Origin of the sequence: Methylobacterium sp. Leaf94, assembly GCF_001426045.1 — a bacterium.
GTDB lineage: Bacteria > Pseudomonadota > Alphaproteobacteria > Rhizobiales > Beijerinckiaceae > Methylobacterium.
On record NZ_LMRM01000062.1, the window covers coordinates 170,104 to 189,074 of the forward strand.

Sequence of the window (18,971 nt, forward strand, 5' to 3'; positions counted from 1 at the left end):
CGCATTTTAGTTCATAAGGAGCGCCCGAGAGAGGCGCAGGGGCGCGAGGCTCACATGTCTGGTGGCAATTTGGAATCGCGCGCGCCGGTGGCCCGGTCCCTGACGCTGGAGCTGGCGCGGGTCACGGAGCGGGCCGCCATCGCCGCGGCCCGCCTGCGCGGACAGGGCCGCGAGAAGGAGGCCGACCAGGCCGCCGTCGACGCGATGCGCCTGGAGCTCAACCTGCTGCCCATCGACGGCTCCGTGGTGATCGGGGAGGGCGAGCGCGACAACGCCCCGATGCTCTACATCGGCGAGCGCCTGGGCACCGGCGACGGTCCGAAGGTCGACATCGCCGTCGATCCCCTCGAGGGCACCACCCTCTGCGCCAAGGACATGCCCGGCGCCATCGCGGTGACGGCCCTGGCGGAAGCCGGCTCCCTGCTCGCCGCCCCCGACGTCTACATGCAGAAGATCGCCATCGGGCCCGGCTACCCGGCCGGCCTCGTCGATCTCGATGCCAGCCCGGCCGACAACATCGCTGCGCTCGCCCGTCACAAGGGCGTCGACCCGGCCCAGATCACCGCCATCATCCTCGACCGACCCCGCCACATGCAGCTCGTCGCCGCCGTGCGGGCGACGGGGGCGGGCATCCGCCTGATCTCGGACGGCGACATCGCAGGCATCATCCACACCGCCAATGCCGAGGCGACCGGAGCGGACATCTATCTCGGCATCGGCGCGGCTCCCGAGGGCGTGATCGCGGCCGGCGTGCTCCGCTGCATCGGCGGGCACATGCAGGGCCGCCTGATCCTCGACAGCTACGACAAGCGCGAGCGCGCCGCCCGGATGGGCATCAGCGACCCGAACCGGAAGTACGAGCTGCACGACATGGCCCGGGGCGACGTCATCGTCGCCGCCACCGGCGTCACCGACGGCGCCCTGCTGCGGGGCGTCCGCTTCCGGCCGGGCCTGATCGAGACCGAGACCGTGGTCTACCGCTCGGCCAGCGGGACCGTCCGGCGCATGCTCTGCGAGCACCGCCTGCTGGGCGACGCCTGAGCGGGACACGTCCGGGGTCGGATCGGCGGGGACGCTCTTCGAGCGCAGCCCTGCAGATCGCCGCAGGATCGCGCTGAGCCGCGACGACTCCGTCCCATCGCGTGCGAGCGATCTTCGCTTCGGCCATTACCGGGCGAACCCGTTCGGCGGAGGATCGATGCCGTTCTGGTGGACCCGGCATCCGCATCCGCTGGCATCTCCGCGATCGGAAACCACCGCTTTCGGGACAGGTCGCTGTACATCCGGGATGCCGCTGTCCTGCGCCGGGGATCTCCAAGTCTACGCTGGACGAATGGACGGATCGGTCGCGCCCGCCCACGACCGACCCGCATCGTCTGCGCCGACGACTATTGGCTCTCTCGAAACCGTGATGGAACCAAAGAGAGTAACTCTGAAAATGCTGTGGTTGTCTCGCAAGAGCTTCACGAAGATTTTTACGGACACGCCAAAGCATTCGGATTGGAAATAAAGCGACCTTTCATCACTTCGCCGGAGAAGCTCGGTTCAGAAATCCCGAGCCTCCCGCCGAACCGATGGGAGATCGGACACCCGACTCTCCCATCCGGCAGATCACCGCATGCGCACCACCATCAAAGGCCGCCTGGTCACGCTGCTCGGCGTGATGGGCTTTCTCCTGCTCCTCTCCACGGGGATCGGCACCTTCGCCCTGTCGGAAAACCATCGGAGCTTCAATTCCGTCTTCGGCGACCGCATCGTCCCGCTGCGGCAGTTCAGCCTGATCCGTGATGCCTACGACGACCTGCTGGCGACGTCGCGCGCGCTTCGGAACCGGCAAGGGGAGGCCGGCCGGGCGACCGCGAAGATCGAGGCGGATCTGGGCAACATCCAGACCCAGTGGTCGGCCTACCTGGCGACCTACCTGACCCCGGAGGAGAAGGAGCTCGCCGCCGAGTTGCAGCGGCGCATCGACCACAACGCCGCGGTCGCGGCCGACATCCTCCGTCGCCTCGCCGCCGGCGGCACCCCCGACTTCGACGCGACCCACGCGGCTCTGGTGAAGGGCATGGAGGAGGCCAACGTCGTCCTGAGCCAGCTTACCGCCCTGCAGGTCCGGGAGGCGCAGGCCGAGTTCGACCGGGCCGAGACCCATTCGGGCTGGTCGCGCCTGGCGCTCCTGGCCCTGGTCGCCCTGGCCGCCGCCGCCATCGGCTTCGGGCTCTACACCGTGCTGGCCCTGGTCGTGCGCCCGCTCGGCGGCATGACCGGCACCATGGCCAAGCTGGCCGGCGGCGACGTCACGACCGAGGTGGCGGGCGCGCACCGCCGGGACGAGATCGGCGCGATGGCCCGGGCCGTCCAGGTCTTCAAGGACGCCATGATCGCCAAGCGCGACGCCGACGCCGCCGCCGCGATCGAGAGCGCCGCCAAGATGCGCCGGGCCGAGATCCTGGATGCCGCCACGCGGGGGTTCCAGGCGCAGGTCGCGCGCCTGACCCACGGCCTGTCCTCCGCCGCCACCGAGATGGAGGCCACGGCGCGGGCGATGAGCCGCACCGCCGACCAGACGGCCGGGCAATCCCTGAGCGTCGCCTCGGCCGCCGAGCAGACCTCGGCCAATGTCCAGACCGTGGCGGCCGCGAGCGAGGAGATGGCCGCCTCCATCGGCGAGATCGCCGCCCAGGTCGCCCGCTCGGCGGCGATGGCCGAGCGGGCCTCCGAGAACGCGGCGGCCACGGACACGATCATCCTCGGCCTCGCCGAGGGGGCCGAGCGGATCGGCACGGTGGTCGGCCTGATCTCGGGGATCGCGGCCCAGACCAACCTGCTGGCGCTCAACGCCACCATCGAAGCGGCCCGCGCCGGCGAGGCGGGCCGGGGGTTCGCGGTGGTCGCGGGCGAGGTCAAGGAGCTGGCCTCCCAGACCGCGCGCGCCACGGCGACCATCTCGGACCAGATCACCACGATCCAGGGCGAGACCCGCCAGGCGGTCACGTCGATCCGGACCATCGGCGCGACCATCGCCGAGCTGCGCAGCATCGCGGTCGGCGTCGCGGCGGCCATGGAGGAGCAGGGAGCGGCCACCCAGGAGATCGTCCGCAACGTGACCCAGGCCGCCCAGGGCACGCAGTCGGTGACCGTCAGCATCGGCAGCGTGACCCAGGCCGCCGGCGAGACCGGGGCGGCCTCGTCCCAGGTCCTGGCCGCCGCCTCCGAACTCGCGCGCCAGTCCGAACAGCTGAGCGCCGAGGTCTCGGGCTTCCTCGCCACCGTCCAGGCCGCCTGAGCGGGCTTGCCCGACGGCCGGCTTTCGGGGCTGATGCCGGACGCCCCGAAAGCCGGGGCCGGCATCGGGGGAACGGATGAGCGGCTCCGACGACGACCGCCCGCGATCCGGGCCGTGGACCCGGCGCGGCCTGCTCGCCGGGGGCGTCGGAGCGGCGGCGCTCGGAACCGTGGGGCTGGGGGCCGGCGGGATCCTCGCGCCGCCGGACGCGGTTCGGCACGATCGCCAGATCGCCGAAGCCCACCTCGCCGCGCGTCTGCCGGCGATTCGGGCGGCGCTGGCGGCGGCGCGGCCGGGCTTCCTGTTCCTGGCGGGCAACTCGCAGGCCGAGCTTCTCGGAGCCGCCATGGTGCGACGGCCGGACGTGGTGAATGGCGGGATCGGCGGCACCTCGGCCCGCCGCTATGCCGGCGCGATCGACGGACTGGCCTTCCCCGTCCGGGCCGGAGTCGCGGTGCTGTTCGTCGGCACGAACGACATCCTGCGGCGGGCCGACCCCCTGTCGGCGCGCATGGCGGGCGGGTTCGCGGCGGCGACGGGCCGCATCGTGACGTGGCTGGCGGCGAATGCGGATCGGGTGCTGGTGGCGGCCGTGCCGCCGATCGGGCCGGAGGCCGGGGCGGAGCGCGATCCGGCGGCGGTGGCCGGCTACACGGCGCTCCTGCGTGATCTGTGCGCGCGGCAGGGCTGCCGGGTCTTCGACCCCTTCGCGGACCTGCGCGACGGTCCACCGGGCCTGACCACCCGGGCGGTGCCGCCGGACGGCGTGCACCTGCGCGACTACGACGCCCTGGCGGCCGGGCTCGAGACGCACCTGCGCGCGCTGCGGGACGGAGCGCCGCCGGACTGAGCGGCCGGCGGGGTCGCGAAGCCTGCGGAGGCGCGGACGAACCCCCGCGCGGGGTCCGTCAGTTGAACAGCGAGCCGACGCCGCCCTGGACGCGGCCGAGACCCTGCTTGGCCACCGGGTTGCCGGGCTCGATCTGCGCGGCGCGCTGGTAGCTCTCCACCGCCTCCTTCCTGCGGTTGGACTTCTCGTAGGCGAGGCCGCGATAGGCCCAGGAGGTGGCGTCCTTGTTGTTGACGTTGAGCGCCGCGTTGTAGTCCTCGATCGCCTTGTCGTACTGGTTGGTGGCGATCAGGCTCTGGCCGCGCGCCGCATAGGGCGCCGCCACGAAGGGATTGCGGTCGATGGCGGCGTCGAAATCCGCGATGGCCTGGGTGTTCTGCCCCTGCTTCTGCCGGACGAGGCCGCGCGCGTGGTAGGCCTCGGCCGATTCCGGCGCGAGGCGGATCGCCTGGTTGAGGTCGGCGGTGGCGCCCTCGAGGTCGCCCTGGGCGCGCAGCACGTTGGCGCGGCCGATATAGGCCGGGGCGTAGTTCGGATCGGCCGAGATCGACTTCGAGAAGTCCTGCAGCGCGGCGTCGTTGCGGCCGATCTGGCGGTTGGCGAGCGCGCGGTTGTTGTAGGCCGAGGCCGAATTCGGGTCGATCTGCACCGCCTTGGTGAAGTCCCCGATGGCGTCGTTGAACTGGCCGGCCCGGGCATAGGCCGCGCCGCGGGTGACGTAGGCCGCCGCGTCGTTGGGATTGCGCTGGATCACGTCGGTGAGCGAGGTGATGTTGACCGTGGTGGCGCCCGTCTGGTCGGATTCGAGCACGGCGAACTGGCGCGTCGCGGTGGCGCCGCCGCCATAGGTCTCGCAACCGGCCAGCGCGGCCGCCGCGAGCGCCGTGGCCCCGATCAGCCCCGCCTTCGATGCCCGCAGCTTCAAAACCGTCATGGTCCTCGCTCCCCCCCGGCGTCGCGCGCGACGCCGCCCCCGATTCGATTGCGTCCCGTGCCGAGCCCCGCATGGACGGGGCCGGTTGCGCCCGCACCCTCCCGCATCGCGGTGAATGCGCGCTTAAAGTCGGCGACGGGTTCCGCTCAAGCGGTCGGATGTGGCGAAGGTATGGCTTGCCGCGCGCGCCTGCACGAAACGGCTCCAAACGGCCGGCGGGACCGTCGGTTGCCGGGTGGGTGTCGCAATCGGGCCGCGGTTCGGGCGGCGTCTCAGGGTTTTGGCAGCAACTGGGTGACGTGGCCCATCTTGCGGCCCGGCCGGGCCTCGCCCTTGCCGTAGAGGTGGAGCTGGCTCCCCGGCCGGGCGAGGATCGCGGCCCAGTCGTCCACGTCGCCGCCGATCAGGTTGTGCATCTCCACCGCCATGCCGCCGACCCGGGCCGAATCGCCGAGCGGCCAGCCGCAGACCGCCCGGACGTGCTGGGCGAACTGTGAGGTCGTCGCGCCCTCGATGGTCCAGTGGCCGGAATTGTGGACCCGCGGGGCGATCTCGTTGACCACGACCCGGGCCGGGCCGTCCGCCTGGGGCACCAGGAACATCTCGACGGCGAGCACGCCGACATAGTCCAGCGCCTCGGCGATGCGGCGGGCGATGCCGATGGCGGCGGCCTCGGTCTGCGGCGCGATGCCCGGGGCGGGCACGCGGGTGACGGCGAGGATGTGGTCGCGGTGCTCGTTGGCGCAGGGGTCGTAGGCCGCGAAGGCCCCGTCGGCGCCGCGGGCGGCCACCACCGACACCTCCGCCTCGAACGGCACGAAGCCTTCCAGGATGCAGGGCGCGCCGTTGAACTCGGCCAGGATGGCGGCGGCGTCGACCGGCCCCTCGGCCCGGATCATGCGCTGGCCCTTGCCGTCATAGCCGAAGCGGCGGGTCTTCAGCACCGCCGGGCGGCCGATCTCTTCGAGCGCCCGGGTCAGGTCCTCGACCGTGTCGACGGCCTGGAACGGCGCGGTCTCGATGCCGAGGTCGTTGATGAAGCGCTTCTCGGTCAGCCGGTCCTGGGTCGTGGCGAGTGCTGCGGCGTTCGGGTGCAACGGCGCCTTCGCGGCCAGGGCCTCGGCGGCCTGCGCCGGGATGTTCTCGAACTCGTAGGTGACCACGTCGACGCTCGCTGCGAAGCGCGCCAGGGCCGCGACGTCGTCGTAGGCCGCGATGGTGGCCTCGGCCGAGACGTCGAAGGCCGGGCTGTCGGCATCGGGCGCGAAGACGTGGACCCGCAGGCCGTAACCGGCGGCCGCGAGGGCGATCATGCGGCCGAGCTGGCCGCCGCCCACGATGCCGAGGGTCGCGCCGGGGCGGATGTCGGGGAGGGCGGTCACGGCGATTCGCTTTTCAAGGCAGGTTCCGGTTCACGGCAGATGGGAGTTTACGGCTGGTCGCTCTGCGGGGTCTCGGCGACGCTCGCGGTCTGCGCGGCGCGCCAGGCTTCGAGACGCGCGGCGAGGCCCGCATCGGTGAGGGCGAGGATGGCGGCGGCGAGCAGCGCCGCGTTGACGGCGCCCGCCCGGCCGATCGCCAGGGTGCCCACCGGGATGCCGGCGGGCATCTGCACGATGGAGAGCAGGCTGTCCTGTCCCGACAAGGCCTTCGATTCCACCGGCACGCCGAGGACGGGAAGGGGGGTCATCGCCGCGGTCATGCCCGGCAGGTGGGCCGCGCCGCCGGCGCCCGCGATCACCACCTGGAATCCTTCGGCCTTGGCGCCCTTGGCGAAGGCGACGAGGCGGTCGGGCGTGCGATGGGCCGAGACGATGCGGTCGTCATGGGCGACGCCGAGCGCATCCAGCGTCTCGGCGGCATGCCGCATGGTCGCCCAGTCCGACTGGCTGCCCATGATGATCGCGACCGGGGAGGCTCCCGCCATGGTCGTCAGATCCCTTCGCGATCAGGTGGTAAGACGGGCCGTGCGACGCGACGCGGCCCTTGGGAACGCCGAATACAAAAGCGGTGGCGTGCCCGCAAGGCGGCACCCGCCCGGACACCCGCCCGCCGGGGGCCCGGTCAGGCGATGATGTCGGGGGTGATCTGGTCCTCGAGATACGAGATCCGGTCGCGCAGGAAGAGCTTGCGCTTCTTCAGGCGCTGGATCTGCAGCTGGTCGGCCACCACCCCGACCTCGAGGGCATCGATCGCGCCGTCGAGGTCGCGGTGTTCCTGCTTCAGCCGCGCCAACTCGTCGGCGGGTTCCACCGACGCATCGTTATCGAACTGGACCGCCATCGCACCTGATGCCCCGGGACGCTTTCGCCGCAGACCATGCGACAGCCGCTCGGCCTGGGCAAGAACCCGCCGCGCCTCCTGCACAACCATCCGCCTGCACAAACATCCGTCAAGCCGAGCCGTCGATAGGCTTCGACAGCCGGCTGATCATATGCCAGTCTGGCCCCGTCGAAACGAGACAGGAGACACAGCTCATGTCACTGCAGACGCACCTGACCCAGCTCGCCCGCAAGCACGAAGCCCTCGAGCGGGAGATCCACGACGCCACCATCCGACCCTCGGCGAACGACCTGCGCATCGCAGAGCTCAAGAGACGCAAGCTCCACCTCAAGGACGAGATGAACCGCCTGCGAAGCGAAACCGACCAGCTGCATTAGCGGCCGTCTCCCCCCCACCGCCTCATCTCTCGAGCGTTCGCCGCCGCCGCTGGTCCCCAGGGCGGCGGTTTTCATGTCCGGTGTCTTCGCGCCGCCGGTCCCCAGGGCGGCGGTTTTCAAGTCCGCCGGCTTCGTCTCGCGAAGCGCGGAAGCAAAAGCCTGCGCCTCGATCCGTTCGGCAGGATGGCGCAGCAGTCCGGCGGCGTAAATTCCGGTAGAGTGCCGAGAAACCGGCAGCACGACCGGTTCCGCGAGGACACGCCATGGACGCCACGCCCCACGCCCCGAATCCGCGGCCCGGCCGCTATGCCGAGACCCACGCCGCCTCGCTGGCCGACCCGGAGGCCTTCTGGCTCGAGGCGGCCCGGGCGATCGACTGGGCGAGCCCGCCGACCCGGGCCTTCGACGCGACGCTCGGCGCCTATGGCCGCTGGTTTCCCGACGCGACCCTGAACGCCTGCCACAACGCCGTGGACCGGCACGTCACGGCCGGGCGCGGCGACCAGGCCGCGATCCTGTACGATTCGCCCGTCACCGGCACCCAGCGCCGAATCACCTACGCGGACCTGCGCGATGCGGTGGCCGTGCTCGCCGGGGTGCTCCGCGACCTCGGGGTCGGCCGGGGCGACCGCGTCGTGATCTACATGCCGATGGTGCCCGAGGCCCTGTTCGGCATGCTCGCCTGCGCCCGCCTCGGCGCCGTCCATTCCGTGGTCTTCGGCGGCTTCGCCGCCAACGAACTGGCGATCCGCATCGAGGACGCCGCACCGAAGGTGGTGCTGGCCGCCTCCTGCGGCATCGAGCCGAGCCGCGTCGTCGCCTACAAGCCGCTCCTCGACGCCGCCCTCGCCGCCTCGGCGCACAAGCCGGCGGCCTGCCTGATCCTGCAGCGCCCGCAGGCGGCGGCCGACCTCGTGCCGGGGCGCGACCACGACTGGGCCGATACGGTGGCACGGGCGGAGACCGACGGCCGGCGGGCGGCCTGCGTGGACGTGGCGGCCACCGACCCGCTCTACATCCTCTACACCTCCGGCACGACGGGAAAACCCAAGGGCGTGGTGCGGGACACCGGCGGGTACTGCGTGGCGCTGGCCTGGTCGATGCCCAACCTCTACGCCGTGGCGCCGGGCGAGACCTACTTCTGCGCCTCCGACATCGGCTGGGTGGTGGGCCATTCCTACATCGTCTACGCGCCCCTCCTGCACGGCTGCACCACGGTGCTGTACGAGGGCAAGCCGGTGGGCACGCCCGATGCCGGAGCCCTCTGGCGGGTGGTTTCGGAGTCCGGCGCCGCCTGCCTGTTCACGGCCCCGACGGCGCTTCGCGCCATCAAGAAGGAGGACCCGCGCGCCGAGCGGGTGGGCGCCTACGACCTCTCGGGCTTCCGCTCCCTGTTCCTGGCCGGCGAGCGGGCCGACCCCGATTCCGTGGCCTGGGCCGAGCGGGCCCTCGGCCGCCCGGTGATCGACCACTGGTGGCAGACCGAGACCGGCTGGGCCATCGCGGGCAATCCCGTCGGCCTCGGCCGGCTGCCGGTCAAGCACGGCAGCGCCGGCGTGCCGATGCCGGGCTACGACCTCGCGGTGCTGGACGAGGCCGGCAAGCCGGTGCCCGCCGGCACGATGGGCACCATCGTCCTGCGGCTACCCCTGCCGCCGGGCTGCCTGCCGACCCTCTGGGGCTCGGAGGCACGCTTCCGCGCGAGCTACCTCGCCACGTATCCGGGCTGGTACGACACCTCGGATGCCGGCATCGTCGATGCCGACGGCTACGTCACGGTGCTCGGCCGCACCGACGACATCATCAACGTCGCCGGGCACCGGCTCTCCACCGGCGGCATGGAGGCGGTGCTGGCGAGCCACCCGGACGTGGCCGAATGCGCCGTGATCGGCATCCGCGACGCCCTGAAGGGCGAGCAGCCCTGCGGCTTCGTCGTGCTGAAATCGGGCGTCGCGCGCCCGACCCAGGCGATCGAGGGCGAGCTCGTGGCCCTGGTCCGCGCGCAGATCGGCCCCGTCGCGGCCTTCAAGCTGGCGCTCACCGTGCAGCGGCTGCCCAAGACCCGCTCGGGCAAGATCCTGCGCGGGACTATGAAGCGCATCGCCGACGGCGAGCCCTGGACCACCCCGCCGACCATCGACGATGCCGGCGTCCTCGACGAGATCGGCGCGACCCTGAAGGACCGCGGGATAGGCGCGGGCTGAGGGCGGGGGGAAACCAAAGGAAGGGAATCCGAGAACGGGTAGCCAAGCGCGCGCCGGCGCGCCACCTATGCGGGGATGCAGCCAAGCCGGAGCCCCGCATGACCGCCCGCCTGTTCGAGCCCCTGCGCCTCGACAACCTCACCCTCGAGAACCGGATCATCGTCGCGCCGATGTGCCAGTACTCGGCCCATGCGGGCCACGCCGGCGACTGGCACCTGATGCATCTCGCTCAGATGGCGATGTCGGGGGCGGGGCTCCTCACCCTGGAGGCGACCGCGATCTCGCCGGAGGCCCGGATCTCGCCCACCGACCTCGGGCTCTATTCCGACGAGACCGAGCGGGCGCTGGGCCGCGTCCTCGACGCGGTGCGAGGCTACGCGCCGGTGCCGATCGCCATCCAGATCAACCATGCGGGCCGCAAGGCCTCCAGCCGCGCCCCCTGGGACGGCGGCGCGCAGATCGACCCCGAGGCACCGGATGGCTGGCGCACGGAAGCCCCCTCGGCCCTGGCGCACGGGGAAGGCGAGGTGGCGCCGCACGCCCTCGATTCGGAAGGGCTGAAGCGCATCCGCGACGGCTTCGTCGCCACCGCACGCCGGGCGTTGCGCCTGGGCATCGAAGGCTTCGAGCTTCACGGGGCGCACGGCTACCTGCTGCACCAGTTCCTGTCGCCGCTCTCCAACCAGCGCACCGACCAGTATGGCGGCCCCCTCGCCAACCGGATGCGGTTCCCGCTCGAATGCTTCGAGGCGGTGCGGGAGGCCGTGCCGGCGGGCAAGCCGGTCTGGATGCGGGTCTCGGCCACCGACTGGGTCGAGGAGGGCTGGACCCTTGAGGAGACGGTGGAACTCGCCCACGCCTTGAAGCGCCGGGGTGCCGCCGCGATCCACGTCTCCACCGGGGGCCTCTCCACGCAGCAGAAAATCCCGCTCTCGGCCGGCTATCAGGTTCCGTTCGCCGAGCGGATCAAGACCGAGACCGGCCTCACCACCATCGCGGTCGGGCTCATCACCGAGGCCGCCCACGCGGAATCGATCCTGGCCGAGGGCCGGGCCGACGCGGTCTCCCTGGCGCGCGCCCTGCTCTACAACCCGCGCTGGCCCTGGCACGCGGCGGCCGAACTCGGCGCGCAGGTGCGCGCGCCGCGGCAGTACTGGCGTTCGCAGCCGCGCCAGTTCAAGGACCTCTTCACCGATACCCAGCACGGACAGCGCTGAGCGGGCCCCCGCGAAACCTCAAAGGCCCCGACCGCTTTCCTTCAGTCACCCCGCCGAAGCGGGCGTTTCCCGAGAGATCACGCAGCATGGACGACGACGACGTCACGACCTTCGCGGTGGAACGAGTCCGCCTCGACATCGAGAACGGCATCACCCTGATCTCGGGGGCCGACGACGAGGAGGAGCCGGCGGGCTACTTCATCATCCAGATCGAGAAGGGCGATCCCGACGGGCCGCTGATCGAGGTCTTCGGCGAGGACCTGACCCAGTCGGACGGCGTCACCCGGCTCGAACTCGGCCTGCGCCACCTGCAGTTCGCCTTCGACCCGCGCAGCACCATCGGGGCCGAGATGCCGTCCGTCCGCATCGAGTCCCGCACGGAGATCCCGGAGGGCGTACGCGCCCGCCTGTCCGTGGCGTTCGGCAAGCGCGCGAAACGCGCCTGAGACCCGGGCTTGCGCGAAGCGCGCCTGAGACCCAGGCCAGCCCGCGTAAGGTTCAGCAGCAGCGAGGCGAAGAGGCAGTCCGTGGCGATCAAGGTCGGCGACTACGTCGCATCCGAGGACAACGAGGCCACCATGACGGTGGTGGCCCTGGAAGGGGACCGGGCGCTCTGCCGCTGGTTCGTCGACGGCGACGTCGACGGCGACGAGAGGCAAGCCTGGATCGACCTGGCGGCGCTGACCGTTCTGTAGACGGGGCGGCACCGGACCCGGAGGGAACATGTCCGAGATCGAGGAGAAGCGGCGCGAGATCGCCGAGCTGATCGCGCTGGAACTCGGCCTCGGCGACCTCGAAGCCCTGAGCGCGGCCGACCGCGCCGCCGTGGACCGGCAGACCGCCGAGACCATCGCGGGCTGCGGGGCGGACAGCCCGGAGCCCGCCGACTGCACCGAGGCCAACATCCGCCTGCGCGGCCTGCTCCAGCAGTACCGCGCCCTGCAGATCCTCCGCAGCGACGAGGCCGATGCGCGGCTGGCGGAGGAGGGCGAGGTCTTCGGCCGCGAGGACGATGCCTGATATCGGCTCCGCTCGATCGAAGCGGCGCCCGGATCGGCAGGCCTGCGCGGCGCTCGAGCGAAGCCCCGATCCGCCATCCCGAAGGGATCGGACGGATTGGGTCTGAGCGGGCCCTCAGCGCGCCACCGCCCCGACCATCGGGCCGAGGGGGCGGCTGAGATCCGAGCGGTTCATCGACGGGGCGTAGAGGCTCGACACGCTGCCGTCGAGGAAGAGCGCGTTGCGGCAGCCGAGGGTGTCCTTGTACAGGCGCGCGAAGGCGCCGAAGCTCACCGGCCGCTCCGAGATCGCGAACACGGCGGTGCGGCCGTCGTCGCGGACCCCGACCCCGTTGCGGATCTTCTGGCTCGGGCCGTCCGCGGAGATCTTGGGGTGGATATGCCCGTCCACGACGAGCATCGGCCCCGACTGCGTGGCGAAATCCGGCTTCGGGGCGCTGCGCAGGTAGCGGCCCGTCTCCATCACGCCGGCACGCTCGCCCTTCACCCAGAAGATGCCGTTCGGCTTCAGGTGAAAGTTGCCTGGCCCGTTGGCGGTGGAAACGCCCTTCAGCTCGCGCCCGTCCTCGATGTAGAGCCCGACCGGGGCCTGGCCCTTGTCGTACATGCCGGCATTCATGGCAAAGCGCAGGGACGCCCCCTGCTTCTCCGCCAGGGTCGAGAGCGAGGAATAGGGCAGGCCATCGGCCCCGAGCCAGAACAGCCGCACCCGCTCGCGGCGCAGGTCGACCGTGCAGACGGTGTAGGCCTCGCCCTCCGCCTGGACGGCCCGGCAGGGCGCCGGGGCAGGGGCGGCCGCCGGCGCGGCCCTGGCCGGACCGCCGAGGGCGAGGCAGGCGGCGCTCAGGAGGGCGGCGCGCAGAAGGGCGGGGACCGGGAAACGGCGTATCCGAACGCGAGCCCGCACGACATCCTGCACCATGGTCACCCGCATCCCCCTCGACCGCGCCCGCCGGAGGATCGTGGCGGCCGGCCCCGCTTCCTCGCCCGAAACCCCGGGCGATTTCAAGGGCGGCCCGATGTCCGGGGCGACCACCGGGGCCGGGCAGGGCTCGGCGCGCTTCACGATGACGGGAGAGTCGAAACGCGCATGAACCCTTCCGGGTGCCACCGCGTTTGTGCGTCCAAGGGGACGTTTCGGCTTCTTTCGGAGACGATGTGATGAAACGAGTTGTTCTGGCCTCGGCGGCCATGATCGGCGCGCTCGCGATGATTCCCGCCACCGCGGAAGCGCGCGGCGGCTTCGGTGGCGGCGGTTTCCACGGTGGCGGCTTCCACGGCGGCGGATTCGGAGGCGGCGGCTTCCGGGGCGGCTTCGGTGGCGGTGGATTCCGGGGTGGCTTCGGCGGCGGCGGTTTCCGCCATGCCGGCTTCGGCTATCGCGGCGGCTTCGGCGGCTATCGCGGTGGCTTCGGTGGCTACCGCGGCGGATATTACGGGCGCGGCTACGGGCGCGGCTACGGCTACGGGCTCGGCGGCCTGGGTCTCGGCGTCGGCCTCGGCCTGGCGGCGGGAGGTCTCTACGGAGGCTACGGCCCGGGCTACGGCTACGGCTACGGCTACGCCCCGGTGGGCTACGGCGCCTACGATTACGGCTACGGCGGCGGCTGCTACACGGTCCCGCGCGTGCGCTGGACCCCCTACGGCTACCGCCGGGTGCTGGTCGAGCGCTGCTACTGATCGGATCGCCTGATCGGCGTTTTTCGAGGGGCCGCCGCGTGCGGCCCCTTTTCGTTGGCCGCTGGTCCGCGCCTCAGCGACGCCTCTCCTCCCGGCGCATCGGCATCGCGTCGATGGTCTCGAACAGCGCGTCCGCCGGGATCGGCGCCGTCGCGGTCCGCTTGGCCTCGCCGTCCTTGCCCACCAGCACCACGCGAAACCCGTCCGCGGGGAGCCCGAGGACCGCCCGCAGGCGCCGTGCCTCGGTCGTGTCGCCGAACGCCTCGCGGATCACGAGATCGCGCTCCATCATGCCGGCTCGAGCTGTCTCGAGCGCGGCACGCTGGGCCGTGACCCGGGGATCGCCGGGCTCGGGCGCGGAGATCACCAGAACCCGGGACGTCCAGCGCTCGCGCACCAGCGGGTTCTCCGCCGCCTGGGCCGCCGTGACGCCGAGCAGCATCGCCCCGATCGTTCGCCATCCGCGCGCCATCCCGATGTCTCCCGTGCCTGTCGCCGTTCCGGGACAACGCGCGGAGGGGCCGCCGGACCCGTCGCCCGACCCGCACGGAATTGTCATCGGCTGCCGCCGTCCCATCTGTCGGGAGATCTCCCGACGGGCGCGTCCACGGCGCGCCCGTCGCCTCTCGCGAACCCCATCGCGAAAACCCTGGAGCCGCCCCATGACCCACGTGAATCGCCGCATCGTCCTCGCCGCCCGTCCGCACGGTGAGCCGAACGCCTCGCATTTTCGGCTCGAGGAGGCGCGGATGCCGGTGGCGAAGGCGGGCGAGGTGCTGCTCGCCAACCGCTGGCTCTCCCTCGACCCCTACATGCGTGGACGCATGAGCGCGGCGAAATCCTACGCCGAGCCAGTGGCGATCGGCGACACCATGGTGGGCGCCACCGTTGCGGAGGTGATCGAGTCCCAACACCCCGACTACCGCGTCGGCGAAACGGTGGTGGGCTTCGGCGGCTGGCAGGACTTCGCCGTCTCCGACGGCCGTGGCCTGCGCCGCCTCGATCCGGACGCCGCCCCCGTCACCACCGCCCTCGGCATCCTCGGCATGCCCGGCATGACGGCCTATACGGGCCTCCTGAACATCGGCCAGCCCAAGGCCGGGGAGACCGTGGTGGTGGCCGCCGCCACCGGACCGGTCGGCTCCCTCGTCGGACAGATCGCCAAGCGGAAAGGAGCCCGGGCGGTGGGCATCGCGGGCGGCGCCGAGAAATGCGCCTTCCTGCGCGACACCCTCGGGTTCGACGCGGCCATCGACCACCGCGCCGAGAACTTTCCGGACGCGCTGGCGGCCGCATGCCCGGACGGGATCGACGTCTATTTCGAGAATGTCGGCGGCGCTGTGTTCGACGCGGTGCTGCCGCTCCTGAACAACTTCGCCCGCATCCCGGTCTGCGGCCTCGTCTCCGGCTACAACGCCACCGAGCTGCCGCCCGGCCCCGACCGGGTGCCGGTGCTGATGCGCGCGATCCTGTCGAAGCGCCTGCACCTCCAGGGCTTCATCGTCTGGGACTTCGCCGCGCAGGAAACGGCGTTCCTGGAGGAAGTCGGGGGCTGGCTGCGCGACGGCCTCGTGGTCCATCGCGAGGACATCGTCGACGGGCTGGAGAACGCGCCGGAGGCCTTCGCGGGCCTGCTGCAGGGTCGGAATTTCGGCAAGCTCATCGTCCGCATCCGCTGAGCGAAGGGTAGGGCGCGCTTCCGAGGCGCCTTGCCCCCTGAACAGAACAAAGATAGAACATACAGATCCCCCCGATTCCCTGAGAGTCACGGGGACAGCCCGCCGACCGCGATTGCCGCCGGGGCCCGAGAGGCCCATGACAGGGCGGCGTCCCGGTCTTTCGGGGCCGCAGCGCGCAGTGAGATCGATCGGTAGGAGAGAGCGGCATGGCCGGCAGCGTGAACAAGGTGATCCTGGTGGGCAATCTCGGGCGCGACCCCGAGACACGGCGCCTCGCCTCCGGTGATCCCGTGGTCAACCTGCGCATCGCCACATCGGAGTCCTGGAAGGACAAGATGTCGGGCGAGCGCAAGGAAAAGACCGAGTGGCACTCGGTGGTGATCTACAACGAGAACCTCGCCCGCGTGGCGGAACAGTACCTGCGCAAGGGCTCGAAGGTCTACATCGAGGGACAGCTCCAGACCCGCAAATGGGCGGACCAGTCCGGCGTCGAGAAGTACACCACCGAGGTGGTGCTCCAGCGCTTCCGGGGCGAGCTGACCCTTCTCGACGGCCGCAGTGGCGGCGGTGAAATGGGCATGGACGAGGAGAGCGGCGGTCAGATCAGCCGTGGCGGCGATTTCGGCGGCGGTGGTGGCGGACGCGGCGGCGACCGCGGCGGGGATTACGGCGGCGGTCGCCCCTCGGGCGGCGGCGAGCGCCGACCCGCCTCGGGTGGCGGTGGCGGCGGCTCGAAGCCGAACTTCGACCTCGACGACGACATTCCGTTCTAGGGTCGACCCCGCGTCGTTGATCGCGCGGGACGCCAGGTCCCGACGGTCATCGGCGCGGCTCCGGGATCAAATCGCCGCCTCGTTCGTCTCCTGTAAAGGCCAAGCTCGCCGCGCCATCCGGCGCGGGGACTGTGGCCGGCCAGGCAGGGGTTCCCGTGAGCATCGGACTGATCGCGCTTCTCGATGACGTCGCGGGTCTCGCCAAGGTGGCGGCGGCCTCCCTCGACGATGTCGCCGCCCAGGCGGGCCGCGCCGGCGTGAAGGCGGCCGGCGTCGTCATCGACGATGCCGCCGTGACGCCCCGCTACGTGGTGGGCTTCGCCGCCGAGCGCGAACTGCCCATCGTCGGCCGCATCGCGCTGGGCTCCCTGCGCAACAAGCTGCTGTTCCTGCTGCCCGCCGCCCTGGCGCTCGGCGCCTTCGCGCCCTGGGCGATCACGCCCCTGCTGATGCTCGGGGGGGCCTATCTCTGCTACGAGGGCACCGAGAAGGTCTACGAGGCGCTGTTCCCGCACAAGGCCCATGCCCACGCGGCGAAGCGCGACGAAGCGGCCGGCGATGCCCAGGCCCTGGAGGATCGGAAGGTCTCCAGCGCGATCAAGACGGACTTCATCCTCTCGGCCGAGATCATGGCCATCACCCTCGCGGCCCTGCCCGAGGGCTCGATCTGGATGCGCGCGGCGGTCCTCGCCGTGGTGGCGGTGGGGATCACGGTCGCGGTCTATGGCGGCGTCGCCCTGATCGTGAAGGCGGACGATGCCGGGGTCGCGATGGCCGCCAACGGGTCGCGCTCGGCCTTCGGCAGCCTTGTGCGCGGCCTCGGCCGCGCCCTGGTCAAGGGCATGCCGGGCTTTCTCAAGATCCTGGCCATCGTCGGCACCGCCGCGATGATCTGGGTCGGCGGCGGCATCCTGGTGCACGGCCTCGAGGGCTACGGCCTGCCCCAGATCGGCCACGCCATCCACGCCGTGGCGGCCGGGGCGGCGGGCGTCGCCGGTCCCCTCACCGGGACGGTCGAGTGGCTCGTCACCGCGGCGGGCTCCGGCCTCGTCGGTCTCGTGGTCGGCGCGGCCCTGATCCCGGTGACGAGCTTCCTCCTGGCACCGGCCTGGAACAGCCTGGCCCGGCTGCGGACCCGGGCCGCCTGAAATCTAGGAGGCACCGCGCAGGTGGGCGATGTGCCGAACCGCGAGTTCGTAGCCATGTGTGCCGAAGCCCGCCATCACGGCGGTCGCGGCGAGCGAGACGTAGGAGTGCTGGCGGAAAGCCTCGCGCCGATGCACGTTCGAGATGTGGCACTCGATGATCGGCACCTCGCAGGCGTTCAGGGCATCGAGGATCGCGATCGAGGTGTGCGTGTAGGCACCCGGATTGATCACGATCCCGGCCGAGCCCACCCGGTAGGCCTGGATCCAGTCGATGAGCTGGTCCTCGGCATTGCTCTGGTGACAGGCGACCGCGAGGCCGAAGCCGGCGGCCAGGGTTCGACACCGGGCTTCCACATCCGCCAGCGTCTCGTGCCCGTAGATGTGGGGTTCGCGCTGGCCGAGCAGGTTGAGGTTCGGGCCGTTCAGGATCAGGATCGTGTCGTGCATGGACGCCAGTCTTAAGGCGGGTGGGCGGGCCCGGAAAGGGTCCTGTCGCGCCCGGCGCGGCGCGCTTGCGGTCTCCGCCTGCGCGGGCCATGCCGGGCGGGGAGGGGCGCCCATCGCCGCATCCGCACAGGAGGACGTTTCATGAACGAGCCCGTCGTCATCGCCGTCGCGATCACCGGCTCGGTGCCCCGCAAATCCGACAACCCGGCGCTGCCGGTCACGGTGGCGGAGCAGATTGCCTCGACACAGGCCGCCTACGCCGCCGGGGCCACCCTCGCGCATATCCATGTGCGCAACGACGACGAGACGCCGTCCTCGGATCCCGATCGCTTTGCCGCCGTCCAGGAAGGCTTGCGCCGGGCCTGCCCGGGTATTGTGGTCCAGTTCTCCACGGGCGGGCGGGGGCGCGACCCGGCGAGCCGGGGCCTGTCCCTGTCGCATCGTCCCGACATGGCCTCGCTCTCCACGGGGTCGGTGAACTTTCCGACCATCGTCTACGAGAACCACGCGAACCTCGTGACGGACCTCGCGGGTCAGATGAAGCGGTTCGGCGTGCGTCCCGAGATCGAAATCTTCGACCTGTCGCATCTTCACGGCGCCCTGCGTCTCGTGGAAGCCGGGCTGATCGATGACCGCCCGCACGTCCAGTTCGTCATGGGCGTGAAAAACGCCATGCCGGCGGACCCGCACCTCCTCGACCTCATGCTCGGCGAGATGCGTCGCATCCTGCCCCGGGCAACCTGGACGGCGGCCGGGATCGGGCGGCATCAGGCGAAGGTGATGGATTGGGCGCTCGCCCGCGGGGCGCATGCCGTGCGGACGGGCCTCGAAGACAACATCCGGATCACCCGAGAGCGCCTCGCCAGCGGAAATGCCGAACTCGTCGCCCTGGCGGCGGAGACCGTACGGCGGCACGGCCGTCGGGTTGCCACGCCGGCGGAGGCCCGCGCCTTCCTGGGCCTGGGGCAGGCGTGAACGTCGAAAGCCCGCCCTGGATTTCACCGGGGCGGGCTTTTTGTTGAGTTTGGTTGCGGGGACAGGATTTGAACCTGTGACCTTCAGGTTATGAGCCTG

At 71.4% G+C, this 18,971-nt stretch carries 22 protein-coding genes; 15 read left to right on the plus strand and 7 right to left on the minus strand.

Annotated features, from left to right (window positions below; all coding sequences use genetic code 11):
- Positions 1–54: 54 nt before the first annotated feature.
- From glpX to ASG63_RS21825, 3 genes are all read left to right on the plus strand, one after another.
- Entirely contained in the window at positions 55–1,041 is a 987-nt protein-coding gene (gene glpX / locus ASG63_RS21815; RefSeq protein WP_056221688.1) for a class II fructose-bisphosphatase, read from the plus strand.
- A gap of 577 nt (positions 1,042–1,618) precedes the next feature.
- Positions 1,619–3,286: a methyl-accepting chemotaxis protein gene (locus ASG63_RS21820; RefSeq protein WP_056221692.1), complete on the plus strand. Its 1,668-nt coding sequence runs from the start codon at positions 1,619–1,621 to the stop codon at positions 3,284–3,286.
- 76 nt (positions 3,287–3,362) lie between these two features.
- Positions 3,363–4,136 (plus strand): SGNH/GDSL hydrolase family protein, encoded by a 774-nt coding sequence (locus tag ASG63_RS21825; RefSeq protein WP_056221695.1) that lies wholly within the window; start codon positions 3,363–3,365, stop codon positions 4,134–4,136.
- A 58-nt stretch (positions 4,137–4,194) separates the two neighbouring features.
- Here ASG63_RS21825 and ASG63_RS21830 read toward each other — a convergent pair whose 3' ends face one another.
- The 4 genes from ASG63_RS21830 to ASG63_RS21845 all read right to left on the minus strand — a co-directional run bounded on the left by ASG63_RS21830 (position 4,195) and on the right by ASG63_RS21845 (position 7,353).
- Positions 4,195–5,070 (minus strand): tetratricopeptide repeat protein, encoded by an 876-nt coding sequence (locus tag ASG63_RS21830; RefSeq protein ID WP_056221698.1) that lies wholly within the window; start codon positions 5,068–5,070, stop codon positions 4,195–4,197.
- Positions 5,071–5,342: 272 nt separating this feature from the next.
- Positions 5,343–6,452, minus strand: a complete 1,110-nt coding sequence (locus tag ASG63_RS21835) for a 5-(carboxyamino)imidazole ribonucleotide synthase (protein WP_082513937.1) — start codon at positions 6,450–6,452, stop codon at positions 5,343–5,345.
- Positions 6,453–6,499: 47 nt separating this feature from the next.
- Entirely contained in the window at positions 6,500–6,997 is a 498-nt protein-coding gene (purE, locus tag ASG63_RS21840; protein WP_056221704.1) for a 5-(carboxyamino)imidazole ribonucleotide mutase, read from the minus strand.
- Between the two features lie 137 nt (positions 6,998–7,134).
- Positions 7,135–7,353, minus strand: coding sequence for a YdcH family protein (locus ASG63_RS21845; RefSeq protein WP_056221707.1), 219 nt, complete (start codon positions 7,351–7,353; stop codon positions 7,135–7,137).
- A gap of 194 nt (positions 7,354–7,547) precedes the next feature.
- On the opposite strand from ASG63_RS21845, the gene ASG63_RS21850 reads away from it, so the two are divergent.
- From ASG63_RS21850 to ASG63_RS21870, 6 genes are all read left to right on the plus strand, one after another.
- Positions 7,548–7,730, plus strand: a complete 183-nt coding sequence (locus tag ASG63_RS21850; RefSeq protein ID WP_056221710.1) for a YdcH family protein — start codon at positions 7,548–7,550, stop codon at positions 7,728–7,730.
- Positions 7,731–7,993: 263 nt separating this feature from the next.
- The gene (locus ASG63_RS21855; protein WP_056221716.1) at positions 7,994–9,934 is read left to right on the plus strand and encodes a propionyl-CoA synthetase; all 1,941 of its coding nucleotides are present in this window, start codon (positions 7,994–7,996) and stop codon (positions 9,932–9,934) included.
- Between the two features lie 98 nt (positions 9,935–10,032).
- A complete protein-coding gene (locus ASG63_RS21860) occupies positions 10,033–11,151 on the plus strand; it encodes an NADH:flavin oxidoreductase/NADH oxidase (RefSeq protein WP_056221720.1) in 1,119 nt (372 codons plus the stop codon).
- Between the two features lie 86 nt (positions 11,152–11,237).
- Positions 11,238–11,597 (plus strand): hypothetical protein, encoded by a 360-nt coding sequence (locus ASG63_RS21865; RefSeq protein ID WP_056221724.1) that lies wholly within the window; start codon positions 11,238–11,240, stop codon positions 11,595–11,597.
- 81 nt (positions 11,598–11,678) lie between these two features.
- A complete protein-coding gene (locus tag ASG63_RS26095) occupies positions 11,679–11,846 on the plus strand; it encodes a hypothetical protein (RefSeq protein WP_200917522.1) in 168 nt (55 codons plus the stop codon).
- A gap of 28 nt (positions 11,847–11,874) precedes the next feature.
- Positions 11,875–12,171 (plus strand): hypothetical protein, encoded by a 297-nt coding sequence (locus ASG63_RS21870; RefSeq protein WP_056221728.1) that lies wholly within the window; start codon positions 11,875–11,877, stop codon positions 12,169–12,171.
- 114 nt (positions 12,172–12,285) lie between these two features.
- On the opposite strand, the gene ASG63_RS21875 is transcribed toward ASG63_RS21870, so the two are convergent.
- Positions 12,286–13,092, minus strand: a complete 807-nt coding sequence (locus ASG63_RS21875) for a phosphodiester glycosidase family protein (protein WP_056221731.1) — start codon at positions 13,090–13,092, stop codon at positions 12,286–12,288.
- Between ASG63_RS21875 and ASG63_RS25730 the strand changes: the two genes are divergently transcribed.
- On the plus strand, positions 13,091–13,264 hold the full coding sequence (locus ASG63_RS25730) for a hypothetical protein (RefSeq protein WP_156394304.1): 174 nt from the start codon (positions 13,091–13,093) through the stop codon (positions 13,262–13,264). The two genes, ASG63_RS21875 and ASG63_RS25730, sit on opposite strands and share 2 nt — an antisense overlap.
- 67 nt (positions 13,265–13,331) lie before the next feature.
- Complete coding sequence (locus ASG63_RS21880) at positions 13,332–13,850, plus strand: hypothetical protein (RefSeq protein WP_056221735.1); 519 nt, start codon at positions 13,332–13,334, stop codon at positions 13,848–13,850.
- Positions 13,851–13,923: 73 nt separating this feature from the next.
- Here ASG63_RS21880 and ASG63_RS21885 read toward each other — a convergent pair whose 3' ends face one another.
- Complete coding sequence (locus ASG63_RS21885; RefSeq protein WP_056221738.1) at positions 13,924–14,322, minus strand: DUF4174 domain-containing protein; 399 nt, start codon at positions 14,320–14,322, stop codon at positions 13,924–13,926.
- Between the two features lie 190 nt (positions 14,323–14,512).
- On the opposite strand from ASG63_RS21885, the gene ASG63_RS21890 reads away from it, so the two are divergent.
- The 3 genes from ASG63_RS21890 to ASG63_RS21900 all read left to right on the plus strand — a co-directional run bounded on the left by ASG63_RS21890 (position 14,513) and on the right by ASG63_RS21900 (position 17,450).
- Positions 14,513–15,529, plus strand: a complete 1,017-nt coding sequence (locus ASG63_RS21890) for an NADP-dependent oxidoreductase (protein WP_056221743.1) — start codon at positions 14,513–14,515, stop codon at positions 15,527–15,529.
- A gap of 206 nt (positions 15,530–15,735) precedes the next feature.
- Positions 15,736–16,302, plus strand: coding sequence for a single-stranded DNA-binding protein (gene ssb / locus ASG63_RS21895; protein ID WP_056221747.1), 567 nt, complete (start codon positions 15,736–15,738; stop codon positions 16,300–16,302).
- Between the two features lie 155 nt (positions 16,303–16,457).
- Positions 16,458–17,450 carry a DUF808 domain-containing protein gene (locus tag ASG63_RS21900; RefSeq protein WP_056221750.1) on the plus strand — a complete coding sequence of 331 codons (993 nt, stop codon included), beginning with the start codon at positions 16,458–16,460 and terminating at the stop codon, positions 17,448–17,450.
- 3 nt (positions 17,451–17,453) lie between these two features.
- On the opposite strand, the gene aroQ is transcribed toward ASG63_RS21900, so the two are convergent.
- On the minus strand, positions 17,454–17,897 hold the full coding sequence (gene aroQ, locus ASG63_RS21905; RefSeq protein WP_056221751.1) for a type II 3-dehydroquinate dehydratase: 444 nt from the start codon (positions 17,895–17,897) through the stop codon (positions 17,454–17,456).
- A 141-nt stretch (positions 17,898–18,038) separates the two neighbouring features.
- Here aroQ and ASG63_RS21910 point away from each other — a divergent pair, with 141 nt between their 5' ends.
- The gene (locus ASG63_RS21910; RefSeq protein ID WP_056221756.1) at positions 18,039–18,872 is read left to right on the plus strand and encodes a 3-keto-5-aminohexanoate cleavage protein; all 834 of its coding nucleotides are present in this window, start codon (positions 18,039–18,041) and stop codon (positions 18,870–18,872) included.
- The last annotated feature ends 99 nt before the right edge of the window (positions 18,873–18,971 follow it).